This is a genomic window from Corallococcus terminator (assembly GCF_049194865.1).
GTDB lineage: Bacteria > Myxococcota > Myxococcia > Myxococcales > Myxococcaceae > Myxococcus > Myxococcus terminator_A.
On sequence record NZ_JBLZWL010000116.1, the window covers coordinates 171268 to 191312 of the forward strand.

Here is a 20045-nt window from a genome sequence, read left to right on the forward strand (position 1 = left end):
CCGCGGCCTCTCTAGCGCGGCGCGGAGCTGCGCGTGTGGCGGGGCAGGCTCACGATGAACGTGGTGCCCTTGCCCTGCTCGGACCGCACCTCGATGTGTCCGCCGTGTGCGTCGACAATCGACTTCACGATGAACAGGCCCAGCCCCACGCTGCGCCCCGCCTTGTCCACCGTGTCCGTGCCCCGCTGGAAGGGCTGGAAGAGGGCGGGGAGCTGGTCGGCGGGGATGGGCTCGCCCTCGTTGTGCACGCTGAACGTGACGTGTTCGCGGTCTCCCCGGGCGGCGACGCGGACGGGCGCGCCGGGCTCGCCATACTTGAGGGCATTCGTCACCAGGTTCTGGAGCACCTGGGCGAGCCGGTCTCCGTCCCACAGGCCCAGCCCGTCGCCGCTCATCTCCAGGATGACCCGGGCGGAGGGGTTGGCGGCCTCCACCTCGTCCACCATGGCGCGCAGCAGGGAGTGGAGGTCCGTGGGGTTGCACTCAATCCGGATGCCGCCGCCCATTCGGGCCTGCGTGAAGTCCAGGAGCTCATTCACCATCCGCACCGCGCGGGAGGCGGAGGACTGGATGCGCGCCGCTGTCTTCCGGACATTCGCATCCAACCCGTCCTGCTGATTCAGCCGGGCCGCCCCCATCAAGATGGCGCCCAGGGGATTGCGCAGGTCGTGGCTCACGATGCCGAGGAGCTGCTGCTCGAACTCCGCCTGCTCCCGCTGTTGCTGGCCTGAACGCTCGCGCTCCTTCGCCAGCCTCCGCTCCGCGGTGATGTCCTGGAGGAGCGCGACGTAGCCCCCCGCGGGCTGCCCCACCTCCCGGTGCGCGATGAAGGTCACCCTCACGTCGCGCGTGCCGCCCAGCCGGTAGGGCACGTCATGTTGCTCGAACGAGAGGTCCTCTCCCGCCAACCCGCGCTTCACGAAGGGCCCGAGCACCTCGTACGCGGCCTCCCCGATGACCTCCCGGATGGACCTGCCCCGGAGGCTGTCCTGCGCGATTCCGAACCAGTCCTCGTACGCCTTGTTGACCCGACCGTAGGTCTCATCCGGGCCGACATACGAGACGAGCACGGGAATCGCGTCGAGCAGGATGCGCAGCTCGGCCTCGCTGGCACGGACCTTCGCGTCGAGGGCCTCGTTGCGTTGCCGCGTCTTGCTCTGCTCGGTGACGTCCCGGAAGACGAGCACGACGCCCGTCAGGTCGTTGGCGCCCACGCGGATGGGGGCGGCGATGTCCTCGATGGGGACCTCCGAGCCGTCCTTGCGCAAGAGCAGCGTGTGCCCGACGAGCCCCTGGGCCGCGCCGCGCGTGAGGACGCGGCCGACGGGGTCATCGACGAGGGTCCGCGTGGCGGCGTCGACGAGACGGAAGACCTCCGCCACGGGGCGCTGGCGCGCCTCGGCGTCACTCCAGCCGGTGACTCGCTCCGCCACGGGATTGAGGAAGGTGATGCGCCCGGCCCGGTCCGTGGTGATGACCGCGTCGCCGATGCTGGAGAGCGTCGTGGCCAGATACGCCTCGCGCTCGCGCAGCTCTTGTCCCTGGGCGCGGATGCGCAGGAGGCTGCCCACTCGCGCGAGCAGCTCCGCGTCGTCGTAGGGCTTGGAGACGTAGTCGCTGGCCCCGGCCCGCAGGCCCTCCGTGAAGTCCGCGTGGGCGCCCCGCGCGGAGAGAATCAGGATGGGCAGCCTGACGTCATCGTAGTGCTCGCGCACGTAGCGGCACGCATCCAGTCCGGAGACGCCCGGCAACTGCCAGTCCAGCAGGAGCACGTCGGGAGGAAGACCCTGGGTGAGCCGCTCGAGCATCGCCTCGGCGTCGCGGAAGGTCTCGACCGCGTGGTGCTTGGACAGGAGCGCGCGGGCCCGCTCCAACTGCGTGGGGCTGTCATCGACCATCCACACACGCGCTGACTCAGCCCCGGGCGGGGATGCACTCGCGGGGGAGGAGCCGTGGAGAGGTGGGTTCACGAGTGCGCGGGGAGGGGCGGGTGCGGCGAAAAGAAGGGGCGGCGAATGCGTTGCGTAGCATGGATGGCAGGGGGCCGCGCAGCCGAGACGTTCCTCGGTGAACTCGTGCACTGATGGTGGGACGTCCAGCTCGTCTGGCCACCCTTCGTTCAGGCTCCCATGGAGTGCTTTCGGGGCGTCTTCCCCGCTGCCCGATGATGGGATGCGAGGTGGCCCCGCGCAACCTGGGTCCCTGTGTTCACGAATCTGGACATACGCTGGGGTCCTCCCTGGAGGTCGACGCTTGAAAGTCAGGGTTGTGGACATCGTGCTTCCAATCGCCTCGAGCTGGAGCGTCACGTGACAGGACCCGCGAAGCGGCTGGAGCCCCTGGCCTCGGTGGCGTGGCAGGGCGTGGGCGTGGCCCTCTACCGGCACCAACAGGTGCGCACGGTGGAGCACCAGCATCCAGAGTTGCAGCTGCTCATGCCGTTGGTGCGTCGGCCCATCCAGGGGCGCTGGCAGCCCACCGGGCGTCCGGTGGACCTGCGCGTGGCGTGCGAGGAGGTCGGCGTCGTCAGCCCCGACTTGCCCCATGCCTTCGCGTGGGCTGAGGGTGCACAGGTGGTCTCCTTCTTCCTGCACCCGGAGCGGCTCGCGGCGCTCTCCGGAGAGCCCGGCGCGGGGAGCGGGCTGAGGGCCGTGGGGTCCTCATGTCTGAGAGACCCGGTGCTGCGGGAGCTGCTGCGCGCCAGTGGAGAGGCGCTGCACGACGGCCTGACGCCCGCCCGGTTGGAGCTGGAGGCGCTGGCCACGGTGGTGGGGTTGCGGTTGCTGCGACTGGATGGACAGCGGCGGCGCGGCGGACCGAAGGCGGTAGGCCTCGCGACCTGGCAGCTTCGCCGCGTCACCGACTTCGTGGAGGCGAACCTGGACGGCGCGCTGGGGCTGGAGCCGCTGGCGGGCGTGGTGGGGCTGAGTCCGTCCCACTTCGCCCGGAGCTTCAAGCGAGCGACGGGGAGCACGCCGCACCGCTTCGTCCTGACGCGCCGACTGGAGCGGGCCCGGGAGCTGCTCACCACCACGGCGCTTCCGCTGGGAGAGGTGGCGCAGGCCACCGGCTTCTCCAGCCAGAGCCACTTCACGGCGCTGTTCCGTGCCCGCCATGGCGCGACCCCCGCGCGCTTCCGGGGCGCGAGGCGGGCGTGAAGGAGCGCACGATTGTGACAAGCGGCGCCGGAAGCCGATAGACGTCGCCGCCCGTCGTGGATGAGGGTGCGCGCCATGCAGCCTTCTTCTTCACCGTCACGCCTGGTCGTGGACGCTCAGCTCACCCGTCGCCTGGAGTTGGCCCAGGCCGCGCAGAATCGCGGCGCCACGCCGCCCTCCGGTGTCCTCGAGGTCGCGGGGGGACTGGCCCTCTTCAACGGCCCGGACTCGCCCCTCACCCAGGCGCTCGCGTTGGGACTGGATGGGCCCGTCAGCGCCGAGGACCTGGACCGGGTGGAGTCTCATCTGGGCCAGGGCGGCGGCGTGCTCCAGATAGACCTGCTGCCCTTCGCCCATCACACGCTGGCCCAGGGGCTGGCGCAGCGGGGCTACCAGGTGGGCGAGTTCCAGCAGGTGCTCGTGCGTGCGTTGCCGGGACACCCCACGCCGCCGACGGTCGCGGACGTTCGTCCCCTCCGCCCTGGCGAAGCGGAGGTCTTCTCGCGCACGGTGGCCCAGGCCTTCCTTGGACGCGAGGAGGTGTCGGAGACCGAGGCCTCGCTCATGTTGGGCACGGCGACGATGCCCGGCACCACCTGCTTCCTCGCGCTGGTGGACGGGGAGCCGGCGGGCGGCGGCACCGTGGCCCTGCATGACGGCGTGGCGACGCTGTCGGGGACGGGGGTGTGTGAGCGCTTCCGTGGCAGGGGGCTGCAGCAGGAGTTGATTTCGGCGCGACTGGCGTGGGCCCTTCGCCAGGAGTGCACGTTGGCGGCGAGCAGCACCCTGCCCGCCAGCGCGTCGCAGCGGAACATGGAGCGCATGGGGTTCTCCATCGCGTACCCCAAGGTGGTGATGATGCGGCGGCCTCCAGGCGCTTAGCGCACGGCGCGGCGCGCACGTCGCCGCTGTCGTCGGGGTCAAAAGGAAGCTCGCGAAATCCCGGGTTGCCAGGCACGGTGCGAGCCACGCTGGGATGGCGGGCGGGAGCCCACCCGTGCGTAAGATTGTGGGCTCCCATTCCTATGCGCCCTACGACGACCGCCCCCGGCTTCCTGCGCAGCTACGTGCTGCCCGCTCTCTGGCTCTTCGCCCTTCCTCTCTTCGGCCTGTGGTTCACCGGCCACGCCACGTCGAGCTTCGACGGGGACGTGCTCGAGGCCATCGAGGGGCAGGTGTCCAAGGACGCCGAACTCACCGAGGAGCAGCGCGCCGAGACGCTGGCCTTCTTCCGCGCCGTTCCCGCCTCGGTGGCCTGCGTGGGGACGGACGAGGAGCTGGCGAACTTCCGCGGCAGCCTCGGTGAGGCGTGCTCGGACGCGCGGCAGTTCGATTGGCTGCACACCCTGGCGTTGAGCCTGCTGGGGTTGGGGCTCGTCACCACCGTGATTGCCCTGCTGTGTGGCCTGGCCGCGTTCGTGTCGCGGCCGTTCCAGTTCATCAGCTTCGTCGTGGGGTGGAACGTGCTGCGCGTCACGGGCGCGCTCCAGGCGATTGGGCAAGGAGGCCTGGCGGTGTGGCTGTCCTATTGGGTGACGGCGCTCTGGTTCAATCGCTACTCACCCAAGCTCATCGGCGTGGTGGGAATCCTCGCCGCGATGGCCATCTTCTTCGTCGTGGTCGCCATCTTCCGCCGCCCGTCCATGGACTTCGAGGTGGAGGCGGAGGTGCTGGAGGAGTCCAAGGCCCCGGAGCTCTGGGCGCACGTGCGCCGGATGTGCGCGCGGCTCGATACGCCCCCGCCGGACCACATCCTCGCGGGCATCGACGCGAACTTCTTCGTCACGGAGAGCGAGGTGCGCGTCAGCGGCCAGACGCTCTCCGGCCGGACGCTCTACGTGAGCCTGTCGCTCTTGCGCCTCCTGGAGCAGTCGGAGGCAGACGCGGTGCTCGCGCACGAGATGGGACACCTGCTGGGCGGGGACACGGGCCACGGCAAGCGGCTGGCGCCGATGCTCGCGCACTTCTCCCAGTACCTCCAGACGCTGCACGACGGCGGCCTGACGCGGCCCATCTACCACTTCATGCTGGCGTACCGCGGGCTCTTCGAGCTGTCCTTGGGCAAGAGCCGGCGCGAGAGCGAGCTGGCCGCGGACCGCCTCGCGGCGGGCCTCACCTCCGGTCGGGATATCGCCCGCTCGCTGGTGAAGGTGGGGGCGTACGCGGGCTTCCGGGACCGCGTGGAGTCGGACCTCTTCTCCCGCGACGAGCGGCAGCAGTCGGTGGCCATCGCCCGGCGCGTCGCGCTCGGCTTCGCGGACTACGCGCAGTCGGATGCCGTGCATGGGGACCTGCACGGGTCCGTGACGCCGCATCCTTTCGACTCCCACCCTCCGCTCTCCGCGCGGCTGGAGAACGTGAAGGCGCGGCTGGAGCCGTCGGACATGGCGCAGGTGCTGCTGGAGCCCGTGACGTTCTCCTGGGTGAGCACCATTCAAGAGGCGGAGGCCATCGAGGCGCGGCTGTGGGGCGTCTACGAGTCGCGCTTCTCGGAGGCGCATGACCTGGTGCTCGCGTACCGCTACGTGCCGTCCAACGACGAGGAGCGGCAGCACGTGGAGCGGCACTTCCCGCCGCTGTCCTTCGAGGGCAAGGAGGCCGGGTACGAGGCTCGGCTGGACTTCGCCGAGGTGACCTGCCCGGAGTGGGAGGCGCCCGTGCTGCTCGCGGACGTGACTCACGCCGCCACGGCGGACCGCATGTTCAAGAAGTACCTGGACCTGCAGGTGACGGGGGAGGGGCGGTCGAAGGAGAAGCGCTCCGTCTGCTTGAGCAAGCTGAAGGACCCGGACGCGTTGTTGCGAGCCTTCGAGCACTACCTGGGGCGCTGCAGGTCCATGAAGGAGCACCAGGCTCGCTCACGGCAGGCCGCCTGACGTCGTCGGCGACGCGGGCGGCCCTCTGACTCGACTTTCGCTCTTTTGTGGCGAAGGGGCGAGCGCTGCGGTCTACGCGGCGCGCCCCTGGGGCAGCGTGGCGCGGGAGGCGGCGCGTAAGTTGGCGCGAAGTCGACGCGGCGAGTGCCAGCGGGCACGGGCCAGGGTAGCTTGAGCCAATCGCAGGACATCCGCGAAGCTGACAGTGGCCTTGGTGGTGTACCAGGGTCGCATAGGCAACTTCAGTTGCTGCCAGCTGGCGGCCAGCTCCAGGTACCAGAGGACGAGCAGGGTGTAACTCAAGCCCGCGAAGGGAGCGGTGCGCAGCACGGCCAGGCGGCGGCGGGCACGCGAGTCGGCGAAGCCAAGCAGCTGTTTCAAGTCTCGGAAAAGCACTTCGATGCTCCACCGGAAGGCATACCGTTCCACTACTTGGAGGGCCGTGAGGGAGGCGTCGGTGCAGAAGAAGACGCGCAGGGGGCGGCTGCCGCCCGTCATCCGCACGACGACGACCTTGAGCATCCGCTCACCGGCAGCACTCTTCCAGCGGGCCACCACCTCCTTGCAGTCCACCTGCTGCGACTGGCCGTAGAGAAAGGCCGTCAGCCGCTGCCAGGGGAGCGCGGCATCCCGGGCGAGGGCCTGGGGCTTGGGTACCGTCACGTCGCGTGTCAGCCACCGGCCCGTCTTCGGCGAGCGGCACCGGTGAGTGCGCGGGCGAGTCAGCACTGCGTCTGGGCGCATGGCGCCGACGAAGACGAGCCGTTGCGGCAACTGCTTGAGCACGGTGCTGCACGAGTAGGCCTCGTCTGCGGCAAGCTCCACGGGAGCCGTGGGCAGCCAGCTGAGGACACGCTCCACCAGCTCTCGGCCCAGCTGCGTCTTCTTGCGGTGCGCAATGCCTTTCTTCTGGCACTCGGCCTGGGTGCGGTAGAGCCGAAAGAGGATGGGCAGCGCCCAGGGGCGCGAAGCGAAGGGCACCTGCACCAGCACCGCCAGCGTCACCCAGACGTGGCCGAAGCAGAAGACGTGCACACCTCGGGTGGAGTGCACCGCATCCAGGTGGCTGCCCAGCCCGAACACCTTCGGCCCTTTGTGGCTGCACAGGGTGTCGTCGAGCACCAGTCGCAGGGGCCCCAGGGCCGAAAGCTTCAGCAGCAGGAGTCGGCCCACTTCGTCCGCACTCCAGCGAGCCCGGGAGAAGAAGCGATGGAAGGCCGCGTGGTGCTGCACGCCCGAGACACCCGCGGCCACCAGCGCCTCGGTGACCGCGTGCGTGCCGCCACTGCACACCCAGCCGGCGAACAGCACCAGGAAGCGCAGGAACGAGGGCTCGGTGAAGGCGGGCCGAACCAGCTGCAAGACTCGCAACAGTGCATACAAATGGGAGGCGGCCATCGGGAGACCTCGAAGGTGCTGGTGGAGGCGTGTCTTGCCGGACACCTCTCTCAGCTGGCCTCGATGGCCGCTCTTCTCCTACCCTCAGCCCCTTCTCCCCTCGCCCCCCTGCTTGGGCCTCCCGGCCCAAAAGGGCGAAAGTCGAGTCTGACTCCACCCGTTCTGGCTCAGCCCTTGGGCTGGGCCGAGAAGTACGCCTTGACCGCGTCATCCGCGGCCTTGCGGTACTCCGGGATGCGGCTCCGCTCGGCCTTCGCGAGCGCCTCCTTCAGCTGGCGCGCGTCGAAGTCCTGGGTGTAGGCGGGCGTGCCCGGCTGATGCCGCCAGGACTCGTCGAGCCCGCCCACGTCGACCGGGTCGAACCCCAACTCGTCCACCAGCCGCATGACCTTGGCGCGCGCCTCCGCCGGGTCGCCGGAGACAGGCAGCGCGACGCGCCCCGGGGTGCCCTTCGGCGTGCCCTTCTCCGCCAGGGACTTGAAGTAGATGTTATTGAACACCTTGATGACCGGCCGCCCGAGCTGGTCGCCGACCCACGTGCTCTCGGTCCGTGCCGAGGTGAGCGCGGGGATGTCGCCGTCGCGGGACGGGTAGTAGTTGCCGGTGTCGATGACGACCACGTCGGCGGGGACGTCCTTGAAGAGGTCCTTGGGCAGGTCCGCCACCGCGCGCTGGGGGATGGTGACGACGACCACCTCGTTACCCTTCGCGGCCCGCTCGACGGTACCGGCGGTGGCGCCAGTCTCGGCCGCCAGCTCTCGCAGCGTGTCCGGTCCGCGCGAGTTGGCGAGCACGACCTGATGACCCAGCTTCACCCACTTCCGCGCCAGCGCCGAGCCAATGTAACCCGCGCCAATGATGCCAATCTTCATGTGTGACTCCGATTGATAGGGAGCGGCGAGGCGGGGGCCCCGCTACCCGGCCCTGGTGATAACTCCCCCCGAGCGGGCGCGCCCGTTAGAGAAGAGGGCCCATGGGCTTGCCTGGTCTCGCGGAGTTGTTTCATGCGAGGGAGGGATGCTCTAGAACCCGGCCCCTCGGCATGACCCGGGAGTTCAATACGTGAAGGCGGAGGCGCTGTTCAGCGGGACCGGGGAGATGGCCACCCGGATGCGTGAGCTGGACTGGTCCGCTACGCCCGTGGGGCCCGTGGAGCGCTGGCCCGGATCGTTGCAGACGCTGGTGAAGACCCTGCTCCACTCCCGCCACCCCATGTTCCTCTGGTGGGGACCGGAGCTCATCCAGTTCTACAACGACGCCTATGTGCCCAGCTTCGGCCGGGGCAAGCACCCCGCGGCGCTGGGTCGACCTGGCCGGGAGACGTGGCCTGAAATCTGGCCCATCATCGGTCCGCAAATCGAAGACGTGATGCGCGAGGGGAAGGCCAGCTGGAACGAGGACCAGCTCGTCCCCATCTTCCGCAACGGTCGCATCGAAGAGGTCTATTGGACCTATGGCTACTCGCCGGTCTTCGACGAGGCCGGGAGGATTCAGGGCACGCTGGTGGTCTGCACCGAGACCACCGGGCGCATCTTCAGTGAGCGCGCCCAGCGGCGCGGCGAGGAGCGCTTGCGCCGCGTCGTGGAGGCCTCCGGCGCGGGCACCTGGGAGCTGGAGGTCGGCCCCGGGACAATGACCGCGGATGCGCGGATGACCGCGCTCTTCGGGCTGCCGGAGCAGGCGGAGTACCGCCTCGCCCAGGTCCTGGAGCGCATCCACCCCGACGACGTCGCAGCGGTGCGCACGAGCATCGACGCCGCGCTCGCGGGCGAGACGCAGGGGCAGTACCTGCAAGAGCACCGGGTGGTGGCCACGGCTGGCGCCCGGCCCCGCTGGGTCGAGGCGCGGGGGCAGGTCTCCTTCGACGCGGCGGGAAGGGCCACCCGGTTCATCGGGACGTCGCTCGACATCAGCGAGCGGAAGTGGGCGGAGGAGGAGGGCCAGCGCGCGCGCCAGGAGCTCCAGAGCTTCCTGCTACAGGCGCCGCTCGGCATCGCCATCCTCAGCGGGCCGCGCCACGTCTACACCTTCGTGAACGCCCCCTTCATGTCCATGCTGTTCGGTGGGCGGCCCGTCACGCACCTGCTGAACCGGTCCGTGCGGGAGGCGCTGCCGGAGCTGGAGGGGCAGGGGTTCTACGAAATACTCGACGGCGTCTATCAGACGGGCCGGAGCTTCCACGGCACGAAGCTGCGCGCCTCCATGGTGCAGGCCGACGGGGTCACCCGGGAGATGTTCATCAACTTCACCTATCAGGCGAAGCGGGACGCGTCCGGGAAGGTGGATGGCATCCTGGCGGTCATCTACGAGGTGACGGACCAGGTCAACGAGCAGCAGGAGATTGAGCAGCTCGCGGACAACCTCCGCGCGGCCATCGTGGCCCGGGACATCTTCCTCGGGGTCGCCTCGCACGAGCTCAACACGCCGCTGACCACGCTCAAGCTCCAGACGCAGATGACCCAGCGCGTCTTCTCGCGACAGGGCCTCTCCGCGTTCTCGCCCGCGCGTTTCGAGAGTCTGCTCGACACCACGCTCATCCAGGTGGACCGCCTGGGGCGCCTGGTCAATGACATGCTCGACGTGTCGCGCATCAGCACCGGGAAGCTGACGGTGATTCGGGTGGAGACGGACCTGTCGGAGCTGGTGCGGGAGGTGCTTGCCCGCTTCTCTCCCCAGTTCGAGGCGGCGGGCATCCTGCTGGAGCAGCGGCTCGAGGAGGGCCTCCGGGCGCCGCTGGACGCCGCGCGAATCGAGCAGGTGCTGACGAACTTCATCATCAACGCCATCAAGTACGCGCCCGGCAAGCCGGTGCACGCGACGCTGGAGCAGCGGGGGCGCTGGGTGAAGTTCAGCCTCCGGGATGAAGGCCGCGGCATCCCCGCCGACCAGCACGAGCGCATCTTCGTCCGCTTCGAGCGCGCGACGTCCGCGAGCGAGTCCAGCGGCCTGGGGTTCGGGCTCTACATCTCCAAGCAGCTCATCCTGGAGCATGGCGGAAGGATTGCCGTCGAGAGCGCCCCTGGCGCGGGGGCCACGTTCAGCTTCGAGCTGCCCCGGGACGCGAAGGAAGGCCCCGGGCTGATGGGCCGGAGCGCGAGGGACTGAGGGCAGGCGTCCCAGCCCCCCGCGCCAGGGCTCACTCCGTCGCGCGCAGGCGCCACAGCTGCGATGCGTCGCTCGTCACTTCCGTCCGGACGCGGAGCTGCTCTCCCACCGGGCCGCGCGTGAGGTACAGCTTGTGCGGCACCTTGGGCGAGCCGGTGAAGTTGTAGAGCTTGTTCGCCTCGCTGCCCACGGTGCTCACACACCAGAGGATTTCGAGGTTCTGCGGTTGGTAGTACGTCAACGCGACGACGTCGTTGTCCTGGGGAGTGCCGACGGGAGAGTCCGCGCTGAGGTAGCCCGTGCCATTGAAGAGATAGCCACACGGGTCCGTGCCCAGGCTGCCCGCCTTGATGAAGTCGAAGACCTGGTTCTCACTCGTGTTGTCCGGGTAGAGGATGATGGGCGTGTGCTCCAGGATGCCGCCGCCCTCCACGTCCACGACGAGGTCCGTCCCGGATTGAGGCGGGTGGCTGACAATCTCCTCCTGGTCATCGGCGTCCGCCAGGGATTGGAGGAACCAGCGCTGCGCGAAGGCCATCGCCGGAGACTCGTCCAGGCCACTCACCGTGTGCAGGGAGCCGCCGCCCAGCCATGACGTCATCACCTGCCCGGTGACGAAGTTGCGGAGGATGTAGGAGTCGTCCGGCTGGAGCTCCGGGCGCCAGAGCTGGTCGTCCACGCGCTCGTGCCACTGCACGAGGATGGCGTTGGCCGCGCTGCCCTGCTGCCCCAGGTACTGGTGGCTGTTGCCGTTCTGGAGGCGGTAGTAGCCGGGGTGCGCGTCCTCGCGGCGCAGGTGCCACTGCTGGTTCAGCCCGTGCTGGTACGGGTACTCGATGATGGGCACGCCGTGGTTGGTGGAGTTGCCATTGACGTCCAAGACCCGGCCAGACCAGGCGCTGCGCACCACGGCCACGGCGGGCAGCTCCGGGTCATCCGGCCCGTCCGGCTCCTCGGGCGCGCCACCTCCCGCGCGGAAGTTGTGGCTGTAGACCACGGGTTGGTGGTCCGAGTTCTGGATGCCATGCACCGCGCCCCCGAAGATGCGCGGCACCTGGTGGTTGGGGCCCACCGCGTAGTCCAGGGTGCTGGTGGGGGTGGGCGTGCCCTGGGTGGGGCCCGAGGGGTCCAGGACGTGGTACTGCCCGAGCGGCAGGGCATTGCGAAGGCTGTTGGGGTCGCGGTTGAAGTCACCCAGCGCGACCCAGTCGTAGCCCTGGCCTCCGTTGGCCGCGGCCATGCGCGCGCGAATCGCCTGGATGAGCCCCGAGGCGTCGGGGCCGTTGGGGGAAATCGCGTGGAGGGAGAAGTAGACGGTGTTCCCCAGCCGGATGCCCAGCGCGGGGCGCAGCACCGGGCCTCCCCAGTTGATGGGGGGCATCACCACGAAGACCTCGTCGGCCTCCTCCTGACTGGCCAGGGCCAGGTTGACGCGGTGGCCGTTGGGGTCGGTGTTCAACCAATACAGATAGGACTGGGGCCGCAGCTGCGAGCCGAAGAGGCGGTACTGAACCACGTCCGGCTGGGCATTCGCCGCGTTGGTGTAGTCGTTCTGTGCGAAGCGCTGAATCTCCGCGGTGAGCACGCTCGGAGGCGGAATCCCGGCCTCCTGGATGGCGACGACGTCCGCGTTGACGCCCCGGTTCGACGCCAGCAGGCCCGCGAGGTCGGAGACGTACTTGCTCTCGTAGGGGCCGTTCTGTCCCGTGCCCGCGCCCTGCATGTTCCACGTCGCCACGGTGCCCGTGCGTGCGCGGGACACGAGGATGACGGGCGCGTCCTTGAGCAGGAACAGGGACGGGAAGACAGGCTGCGAGACGGTGGCGACGCCCCGGGCCTGGGAGTAGTCCAGCGACTCCCGCCCCGTCCAATCCGCGATGGGGACGCCGCCCTGGGACAGGTGGAGGAACTGACGGGGATTCGCCGGGTTCGAGCCGAACATGAACACCGTCTCGGAGAGGGTCTCCTCCGGCGTGGAGTACGGCGTGTAGGGCAGGTACGGACCGCCCTGCGTGGTCTGCTTGATGAGCGTGTTGTTGCGGAAGACGTTCTGCGGACCGGAGGAGCCCGCCCACTTGATGGCCTTGGGGCCGGTGGCCCACCACACGGGATACCAGGTGCCGGCATCCACCTGCCCGCCTTCACCTCCGCAGTTCGCGGTGCAGCTGGCGGAGCGGTGCTCGTACGGCACCCGGACGAGGTTGCCCTCGAAGAGGTTGTAGCGCTCCCAGCCGCCGTGCAGGTTCAGGTCCGAGTCCAGGTTGTTGCGGAAGGCCACGTTGCCACTGGAGGACCACTGGAAGGTGAAGTGCCGCAGGTTGCGGCTGGTGTTGAAGGCATACAGCGAATTCCACACCCGGCTGCCCCGCAGATAGCCATTGCCGCCCTTGCCCTTGTTCCAGGCGCCGTCGAAGCTGTTGTCCTGCACCTGGAGGTTCAGGGCCACCTCCGTCACCAGCGGGTGGGAGCCTGTCATCTTCGCGTTGAGGCCCCGCACCCAGCCGTCCGCCGCCCACTTGAACAGGATGCCGTGCATGGCGTACTCGGGCGCCAGGTTGCCGTAGTTGTGGACCGCGCTCTCTGGCGCCAGGGAGTAGGTGCCGCCTCCCAGCCGGGGCAGGCCACTCACGTCCTGCGTGTAGGAGAAGTCCTCGAAGCCCACCCCCACCACCATGCGCAGCGCAGTCACCTTGCTGGCGAACGCCTCGTTGCCGATGAGCGCGGAGCCATCCGACGTGGAGTCCACGGGCACGTCGAACTCCAGCGGCCGGTCGATGGTGACCGTCTTCGCCCCCGTGTCGAGCCCGACGATGCGGAACACCTGCTGCCGCATGTGCAGGTCCTCCATCAGGGCCTCGCCCGCTGTGCCAATCTGCTGCTGCGCGTAGAAGTTCCGGCTGTTCGCGGCGCCCACCCACAGGTACCCGCCCACGGCGAAGCGCGACATGTTCGCGTTGGACACCAACTGGATGACGCGGTGGCCCTCGCGCGCCGCGTAGCCCGCGTCCCCCGCCTTGCCCGCGACCTTCACGCCGGAGGCCCAGTGCTGGTTGATGGAGCCCTCGAACAAGTCCTTGCGGTTGGCGGGCGCGGAGGCGTGCTCGTCCTGATAGCGCGTGGCGAGCTCCCGCGTCTGGACGCGGAACATCGCCCGGCCCGGCCATATCCACCCGCCCTTGCCGGTGTCTCCTCCGGTGCCCCAGGACATCGTCAGCGGCTCCCAGCGGCCTCCATCGGTGCTGAGCGTGTCGTAGCGGGTGTTCGTGTCGGGCCGGAACACCAGCTCCGTGCCGCCGACGCCGGAGCCCTGCCCTCGAATCAGCAGGTAGTCCGCGTCCACGTACACCTGCCGGCTGAGGTCGATTCGCCCCGCGGGCAGCGCAATCAATGACAGCGCATTGAAGTTCGCCGAAGGCGAGCAGTTCGCCTTGAGGGTGTTGATGGCGGCCTGGAGCCCCGAGGTGTCGTCGACGCCGTCATCCGGCACCACCCCGTGGTAGGTCGCCAGCTCCTCGGGGGTGAGGACGCAGTGTGCATTCGCGGTGACGTCCCCGCTGGACGGCAGGTCCTGTCCTCCTCGGAAGCCCGCACGGCTCCAGTCGGGAAGTCCCGCCAGTTGCATGACCCGGTTGTGGAAGGACAGCGTTGGATGGACAACGGCGTCCTCGTTGGCGCCCGACGCCAGCGAAGGCAGGAGGAGGAGCAACAGGGACAGCGCGGTCTGCGCCGGGCAGGACCTTGTCCTGTCTGGGAAAGGATCGACACGCTTCATGGAATCACTCTCATGACGAGTCTTCTAATGCGCTCGCCCCGTGGGAACTACCCCAACGCGGGGTAGGGGGAATCCCTCGGATGGGTGAGAGAGATTCTCCTGGGGTCCGCTCTGTTCGGAATCTTCCGCTTCTGTGATTGCCTCACGATAGGATTCGAGCACTGACGCGAGGGCATCCTCGAACGGGAGAGGTGAGAGCATGGCCGCGGTGATTCTGGAAGCCCGCTGTGTGGCCCCCTTCGTCGTCCGCGTGCGCTTCAGCGACGGGCAGGAGGGTGAGGCGAGCCTCAAGCCGTGCCTCTTCGAGTGGGAGCCCGCGCGAGTCCCCGACCTGACTCCCCAGCTGCGCGACTGGCTGCGCTCGCCGGAGAACTTCGAGACCGTCCGCGTGGACCCCGGGTCAGGCACGCTGGCGTGGGGAGACGCGCGGCCGTTCAATGCGTCCGTGGTGTACTGGCGGGTGGAGCAATACCGGATGAAGGTGACCGTCCGCACGAAGGAGGGCGCGGTGCTCTCCACGCTGCGACTGGGGGGACGGCACGAGGTCTGGTCCAAGCCGCTCACGGTGGGGCGGGCGGACACCAACGTCATCGTCGTGGACCAGGAAGGCGTGGCCGCGCGCCAGGTCCAGGTGACGGTGGGCGGAGGTCACCACCCCTGCTACTTCATCGAGGCGGTGGAGGGCGTGACGACGGTCGGTGTGAACCGGTTGGAGACGCCCGGTCAGCGCTGTCGCGTCTCCGCGCGGGAGCCGCTGGTGCTGGGGTTGGGCGGGTGCCTTGTGGACATCGACTGAAGTCGAGCCCCAGGGGCTGCTCGCGGACCCGGGGCGGAGCACCCCGAGTCCCGGCCCGGACACGGACTACGGCGTCACGGGGGTGAGGCAGTAGAGCGTGGTCGTCTCGCGCGAGCGCGCCATGTGCAGCGGGTCCGAGGTGTCCTTGGCCTTGGAGTGCCGTGCCGCTGTCGACTTGCTCCACTTCACCGTCAGGCCGCACCGGGTGAACTGCTCCTGGAGCCAGCCCGACGGGCGCAGCCCCAGCAGCTCCGCCAGGTCCGACATGAGGAGCACCCCTTCACCTCCCGGGGCGAGCGCGGCGGGGAGTCCCTCGAGGAAGCGCCGCAGGAACTGGCTGTCCTCGTCGAACACCGCGCGGTCCACGCGGTTCTTCGGGGGCTCGGGAATCCAGGGCGGGTTGCAAACCACGAGGTCCGCCTTCCCCTCGGGGAACAGGTCGGTCTCGCTCACCTGGAAGGACTTGCGCAGCCCCAGCCGCTCCGCGTTCTCCCGAGCGCAGGCCACGGCGCGGGAGTCACAGTCCGTCGCCTGCACGGAGGCGGCGCCTCGCTGGAGGAGGAGGAAGGAGAGGACCCCCGTCCCCGTGCCCACGTCGAACACGCGCTGGCCCTTCAGCATGGGGAGCCAGAGCAGCAGCTCGATGTAGTCGGTGCGCGTGGGCAGGTACACGCCGTAGTGCGGGTGGATGAGACCGGTGAGGCCGGGCACCGCCAGGCCCTTTCGCCGCCACTCCGCGGCCCCGAGCATGCCGAGCAGCTGCTTGAGGGGGACCACGGTGAACTCCGTCTCGGGCTTGCCCCAGACCTGTCGGCACGCCAGGTCCACGTCCGGTGCCCGCGCGAGCGCGAGCCGGTAGTCGCGGTCCAGCGACACGACGATGCGCGACAGCGTCTCGTGCTCCAGTTGCCGAGCGCGGCGCTCGGCCCGGAAGGCCTCCAACGGCGTGCGGGCGTTCGACGCTCGCTCGAGCCTGCGACCCAGCGCGCCCAGCAGCTGCTTCGCGTTGTGGAAGTCGCCCGAGTACAGCAGGAACTCGCCATTGCGGACCCGCTTGAGCGCCGTGTCCGCGCTGAGCCGGTCATTCACCGCGTGCAGCCGGGCGGGCGAGGGCTCGTCGCTCTCCGAGCGCCAGGTGAACGGGGCTCCAACAGGCAGAGGGGTCGCGGGGGCGACCGGGGCGACGGGAGCGACGGGGGCCGGTCCCTTGGGCGGGGGGGCGGTTCGGGGGGGACGGGGCATTGGACCCGAGGGGGTAGCACGTCCGCGCCCCACCGTCGCGGTCACTTCTTTCGACGCCTGGGGGCCGGCTGGGCCAGCGCGGGGTGACCCCGGCGGATGAACGCCGTGAGCTTCTCCACGTCGATGGCGTCGATCCACGGCGCGTCGGGGTCGGCCTCCTCGCCTTCTTCGTCCTCGAAGACCTCGTCGGCGAAGACCTTCAGCAGCTTGGGCGAGAGGGCGTCGCGGACGCGCGGGTCCGTCTCCTCGATGAACGCGTGCGGCTGGGCGCTCTTGATGTGCTTCGCGTCGCCGGTGACGAGTCGGGCCTTCACGCCGCCGTGCACCTTCACCGCGTGATAGTTCGTGTAGACGAAGGGCGCGCGGACGTCGCCGAACACCTCGCAGCAGGCGTCGTTGTCGACGAACAGGATGGACTGGCTGGCGACGAGGTCCCCCTGCACTTCGAGGAACCCGGTGGTGATGATGTCCCGGGCCTTCAGCGAGCCGGTGACGATGACGACCGACTCCGGGTCGAGCGAGTCCTCGTAGCGCCCCTTCACGGTGAGGTCGCCTTCGACGATGAGGAGGCCGATTCGAGGCCGGCGCCCTGTGACCAGCTCTTCGAGGGTGACGCGGCCCACATGGTGGAGGATGTCGCTGTCGGCGCGGTCGCCCGCGGCGCGCTGCTCGATGAAGCGCTTCGCGGAGCGCAGCGTGCTGGACTTCGCGAACTTCCCACGGGCGTGCTTCTTCAGCAGCGCCAGCGCCGACGGCTCAGTGAGGGTCCCCGCGCTGAAGCGCAGGGCCTTCGGGAACAGGTGTTTCTTCGTGCCCATCATGTCTCCACGATACCGCACTGGGACCCCATCCCGATGCGGAGCCTACGCCCCCGCGGCGCGCACCAGCCTCAGCACGACGACGAAGTGGAGCAGCGCGCCGACGATGGTCAGGGCGTGGAACAGCTCGTGATAACCGAAGACGCCGGGGCGGAAGTCAGGGCGTTTCAAGGCGTAGGCGAGGGCCCCGGAGGTATAGGCGACGCCGCCCAGGAGGATGAGCACCAGCTCCACGCCGCCGAGCGCCGCGCGCACCTCGGGGAGATAGGGCACCAGCGTCCAGCCCACGGCGATGGCGAGGGCGGCGGTGAGCACCTTGGGGGCATGGGCCCAGAACAGTGACTTCACGACGCCCAGGAGCGCGCCGCACCAGATGGCGAGCAGCAGGCTGTCGCCCGCGGCGCCGGAGAGTCCAATCAGGGCGATGGGGGTGTAGGTGCCGGCGATGAGGATGAAGATGGAGGCGTGGTCCATCTTCCGCATCCAGGCGCGGGCGCGCACGGACCAGTCCACGCGGTGGTAGGTGGCGCTGACCGAGAACAGCACGACGAGGCTGACGGCATACAGCCCGGCGGCGGTGGCGGTCCGGAGCGTGGGCGCCATGGAGACCAGCACCGCACCGGCGCCGAGCGCGCCCACGGCCGCGAACTGGTGCAGCACGCCGCGCAGCTTCGGCTTCTCGACGGCCTCGGTGGTCAGGACAGGCCCCCGGCATCCACGAAGCGGGCGCTGGAGGACCGCGCGAGGAGGCCAGGTTTCTCCAGCAGCGCGAGGGCACCGCTTCCGTGTCGTGAGGAGGATGCTGCAAAGCCCATGGCGCGGTGCGTGATGAACATGGGCACATCAGAAGCACAGGTGGCTGGTCGGAAGCGAGTGGCGCATCCAGCGCACCTGAACGCGAGTCGATTCCGCGTAGGGGAAGGTGGTCCCTCGTCACCGCCGTGTGACGGTGGCCCCCAGGTTCACCAGAACTGCCACGTCAACACGGTGGTGATGCCATTGGTCGAGCACACCAGCTCATCGACGTCGGTGCCCCGGCAGCACGGCTTGCGGCTGTAGAGCGGCGAGCAGGTCTGCCCGTGGTAGGGGCTGCACGAGGGCAGTCCGCTGCACGCTTCGAGCTGGGAGACCGTTCCAGCCTCCTCGGGCACGGCATCGGACGCGACATCCGGCGACGGCTCACCGCAGGCCAGCAAAGAGAGGCATGAGAGCGCCACCACCACCGCAAGCGAAAGCTTCATGGGAAGTTCCAATGCAGGACCGCGGGTGTGGGTCGGGTCCTAACATGGTTCTCTCGAGCCCCGGCTGAGATGGTTGCGGATGAGTCCTGACCCTTCCGGTGATTTCGTCACGTTTCACCGGCGTATTTCCCGCAGACTCGGGGGATGGCGACCCAGCAAGAAATCGAGGCCTTCATCACCGCCGAGTTTCCGCAGACTCGGGCGCGGATTCTGGCGGTCGGGGACAAGTCCGCCACCGTGGCGCATGAGGTCGGTGTCGCGGAGCTGAGGCCCGGAGGGACGGTGTCAGGCCCGGTGCTGATGGCCACCGCCGACGTGGCGCTCTACGTCGCGATTCTGGGCGAAATCGGCATCGTCCCGCTCACCGTGACGACGAGCTTGAGCTTCAACTTCATGCGGAAGCCCTCTGCTGACAGGCGAATCATCGGGGTGTGCAAGCTGCTGAAGCTGGGGAGGACATTGGCGGTGGGCGAGGTGTCGCTCTACTCCGAAGGACTGCCGGAGCCCGTGGCCCACGCGGTGGGGACCTACGCGATTCCACCCGCGGACCGGAGCGGCGGCGCGGGCTCCTGAGCCAGGCGGGCGGAGTGAAGACGTCCAGGCCAGCGTGTCGACGAAGCGCCTGTCTGGACGGTCTGTTTCACCGCACCGAGCGCAGCGCGCGTGGCGAGCCTCCGCCGAGCTTCTTCATCAGCCGCCGAAGTGTGCCCGCGTCCTGGTAACCGACCTCGGCCGCGACGTCGTCGACGCTCAGGTGGGTCGCCTGAAGGAGCGCCTGGGCGCGTCGCACCTTGACGCTGTGGACAAGCGCGAGGGGACTGCGGCCTGTCGCGCGTCGCACGTGGCGCGACAAGGTCCGCTCCGTCATGCCGAGGCGTGAGGCGAGCTCGGCGACCCCGGGAGGATTCGGGAAGCGCGCCTCCAGCTCCGAGGTGATGCGCGCAATCAGCACGTCTCCGTTCGCGAGCAGCTCCGGTGCGATGAACTTCGCCTGGGCCTGCCTTCCGTCGAGCAGCATGGTGCGCGCGAGGAGGTCCACCAGTCGCGCGCCACAGCGCTCGCGAAGCAGGTGCAGCATGAGGTCAGTCTGCGCGAAGGCGGCCCCGGCCGTGATGATGGGGCCATCCGCGCAGACCATCGCGTTCGAGTCGACCCGGCATTGCTCTTCCAGTTCGGAGAGAAGGCCCGCGAGCCACCAGGTGGTGGTGGCTCGGCGGCCGATGAGGACTCCCGCTTGTTGCAGCAGGAAGACGGCGGTGCACGAGGCGGCGACACGTCCCCCGCGCGAGACGTGACGGGCGATGGCCTTCGAGAGCTTCGTGGCATCCGGTCTCCCGAGGCGAGCGCGCACGGCGGCGGCGTTCGTCATTCCGAGTCCAGGGATGACCCAGGTCGTCTCGTCATCGCGGGCCATCGTGCGCAGGCGCGACGTCTCGATGCTCACGCGCTCCGTGAGGGGGACCTGCCCACCTCCGACCGAGCACACCTCGAACCGCAGCGACTTCGCCCCCAGGGAGCGCGCGGCCCGCAGCATGTCGAGTGTCGCCGCGACGCTCGTGGCGAAGGCTCCTTCCATGACGATGATGGTGAAGGACATGGTGTCTGAATCTGCCTGAAAAACGTCATTTCCGACACTGGC

At 69.1% G+C, this 20045-nt stretch carries 14 protein-coding genes and 1 pseudogene; 6 read left to right on the forward strand and 9 right to left on the reverse strand.

The window, feature by feature from the left end:
- Nucleotides 1–11 precede the first annotated feature (11 nt).
- Nucleotides 12–1898 (reverse strand): hybrid sensor histidine kinase/response regulator, encoded by a 1887-nt coding sequence (locus ACN469_RS35140; RefSeq protein ID WP_498775281.1) that lies wholly within the window; start codon nucleotides 1896–1898, stop codon nucleotides 12–14.
- Nucleotides 1899–2309: 411 nt separating this feature from the next.
- Between ACN469_RS35140 and ACN469_RS35145 the strand changes: the two genes are divergently transcribed.
- The 3 genes from ACN469_RS35145 to ACN469_RS35155 all read left to right on the forward strand — a co-directional run bounded on the left by ACN469_RS35145 (nucleotide 2310) and on the right by ACN469_RS35155 (nucleotide 6034).
- A complete protein-coding gene (locus ACN469_RS35145) occupies nucleotides 2310–3158 on the forward strand; it encodes a helix-turn-helix domain-containing protein (protein ID WP_498775283.1) in 849 nt (282 codons plus the stop codon).
- Nucleotides 3159–3233: 75 nt separating this feature from the next.
- Nucleotides 3234–4040 (forward strand): GNAT family N-acetyltransferase, encoded by an 807-nt coding sequence (locus tag ACN469_RS35150; RefSeq protein ID WP_498775285.1) that lies wholly within the window; start codon nucleotides 3234–3236, stop codon nucleotides 4038–4040.
- Nucleotides 4041–4183: 143 nt separating this feature from the next.
- A complete protein-coding gene (locus ACN469_RS35155; RefSeq protein ID WP_498775287.1) occupies nucleotides 4184–6034 on the forward strand; it encodes a M48 family metallopeptidase in 1851 nt (616 codons plus the stop codon).
- A gap of 72 nt (nucleotides 6035–6106) precedes the next feature.
- Here ACN469_RS35155 and ACN469_RS35160 read toward each other — a convergent pair whose 3' ends face one another.
- Together ACN469_RS35160 and ACN469_RS35165 are read right to left on the reverse strand one after the other, a co-directional pair.
- The gene (locus tag ACN469_RS35160) at nucleotides 6107–7432 is read right to left on the reverse strand and encodes an IS701 family transposase (RefSeq protein ID WP_498763318.1); all 1326 of its coding nucleotides are present in this window, start codon (nucleotides 7430–7432) and stop codon (nucleotides 6107–6109) included.
- Nucleotides 7433–7599: 167 nt separating this feature from the next.
- A pseudogene (locus tag ACN469_RS35165) lies at nucleotides 7600–8307 on the reverse strand (NADPH-dependent F420 reductase); the annotation flags it as partial.
- Between the two features lie 187 nt (nucleotides 8308–8494).
- On the opposite strand from ACN469_RS35165, the gene ACN469_RS35170 reads away from it, so the two are divergent.
- Nucleotides 8495–10537, forward strand: a complete 2043-nt coding sequence (locus ACN469_RS35170; RefSeq protein ID WP_498775289.1) for a sensor histidine kinase — start codon at nucleotides 8495–8497, stop codon at nucleotides 10535–10537.
- 31 nt (nucleotides 10538–10568) lie between these two features.
- Here ACN469_RS35170 and ACN469_RS35175 read toward each other — a convergent pair whose 3' ends face one another.
- A complete protein-coding gene (locus ACN469_RS35175) occupies nucleotides 10569–14309 on the reverse strand; it encodes an RICIN domain-containing protein (protein ID WP_498775290.1) in 3741 nt (1246 codons plus the stop codon).
- A gap of 199 nt (nucleotides 14310–14508) precedes the next feature.
- Here ACN469_RS35175 and ACN469_RS35180 point away from each other — a divergent pair, with 199 nt between their 5' ends.
- Nucleotides 14509–15105 (forward strand): FHA domain-containing protein, encoded by a 597-nt coding sequence (locus tag ACN469_RS35180; protein ID WP_498775292.1) that lies wholly within the window; start codon nucleotides 14509–14511, stop codon nucleotides 15103–15105.
- A 66-nt stretch (nucleotides 15106–15171) separates the two neighbouring features.
- Here ACN469_RS35180 and ACN469_RS35185 read toward each other — a convergent pair whose 3' ends face one another.
- The 4 genes from ACN469_RS35185 to ACN469_RS35200 all read right to left on the reverse strand — a co-directional run bounded on the left by ACN469_RS35185 (nucleotide 15172) and on the right by ACN469_RS35200 (nucleotide 18406).
- A complete protein-coding gene (locus ACN469_RS35185; RefSeq protein WP_498775293.1) occupies nucleotides 15172–16347 on the reverse strand; it encodes a 50S ribosomal protein L11 methyltransferase in 1176 nt (391 codons plus the stop codon).
- A 41-nt stretch (nucleotides 16348–16388) separates the two neighbouring features.
- Complete coding sequence (locus ACN469_RS35190; RefSeq protein WP_498775295.1) at nucleotides 16389–17168, reverse strand: bactofilin family protein; 780 nt, start codon at nucleotides 17166–17168, stop codon at nucleotides 16389–16391.
- A gap of 42 nt (nucleotides 17169–17210) precedes the next feature.
- Nucleotides 17211–17864 carry a PAQR family membrane homeostasis protein TrhA gene (gene trhA / locus ACN469_RS35195; RefSeq protein ID WP_498775471.1) on the reverse strand — a complete coding sequence of 218 codons (654 nt, stop codon included), beginning with the start codon at nucleotides 17862–17864 and terminating at the stop codon, nucleotides 17211–17213.
- A 263-nt stretch (nucleotides 17865–18127) separates the two neighbouring features.
- Nucleotides 18128–18406, reverse strand: a complete 279-nt coding sequence (locus ACN469_RS35200) for a hypothetical protein (protein ID WP_498775297.1) — start codon at nucleotides 18404–18406, stop codon at nucleotides 18128–18130.
- 144 nt (nucleotides 18407–18550) lie between these two features.
- On the opposite strand from ACN469_RS35200, the gene ACN469_RS35205 reads away from it, so the two are divergent.
- Nucleotides 18551–18979, forward strand: a complete 429-nt coding sequence (locus ACN469_RS35205; protein WP_498775299.1) for a PaaI family thioesterase — start codon at nucleotides 18551–18553, stop codon at nucleotides 18977–18979.
- A 67-nt stretch (nucleotides 18980–19046) separates the two neighbouring features.
- Here ACN469_RS35205 and ACN469_RS35210 read toward each other — a convergent pair whose 3' ends face one another.
- Complete coding sequence (locus ACN469_RS35210) at nucleotides 19047–20003, reverse strand: GlxA family transcriptional regulator (RefSeq protein WP_498775301.1); 957 nt, start codon at nucleotides 20001–20003, stop codon at nucleotides 19047–19049.
- Nucleotides 20004–20045: the final 42 nt, after the last annotated feature.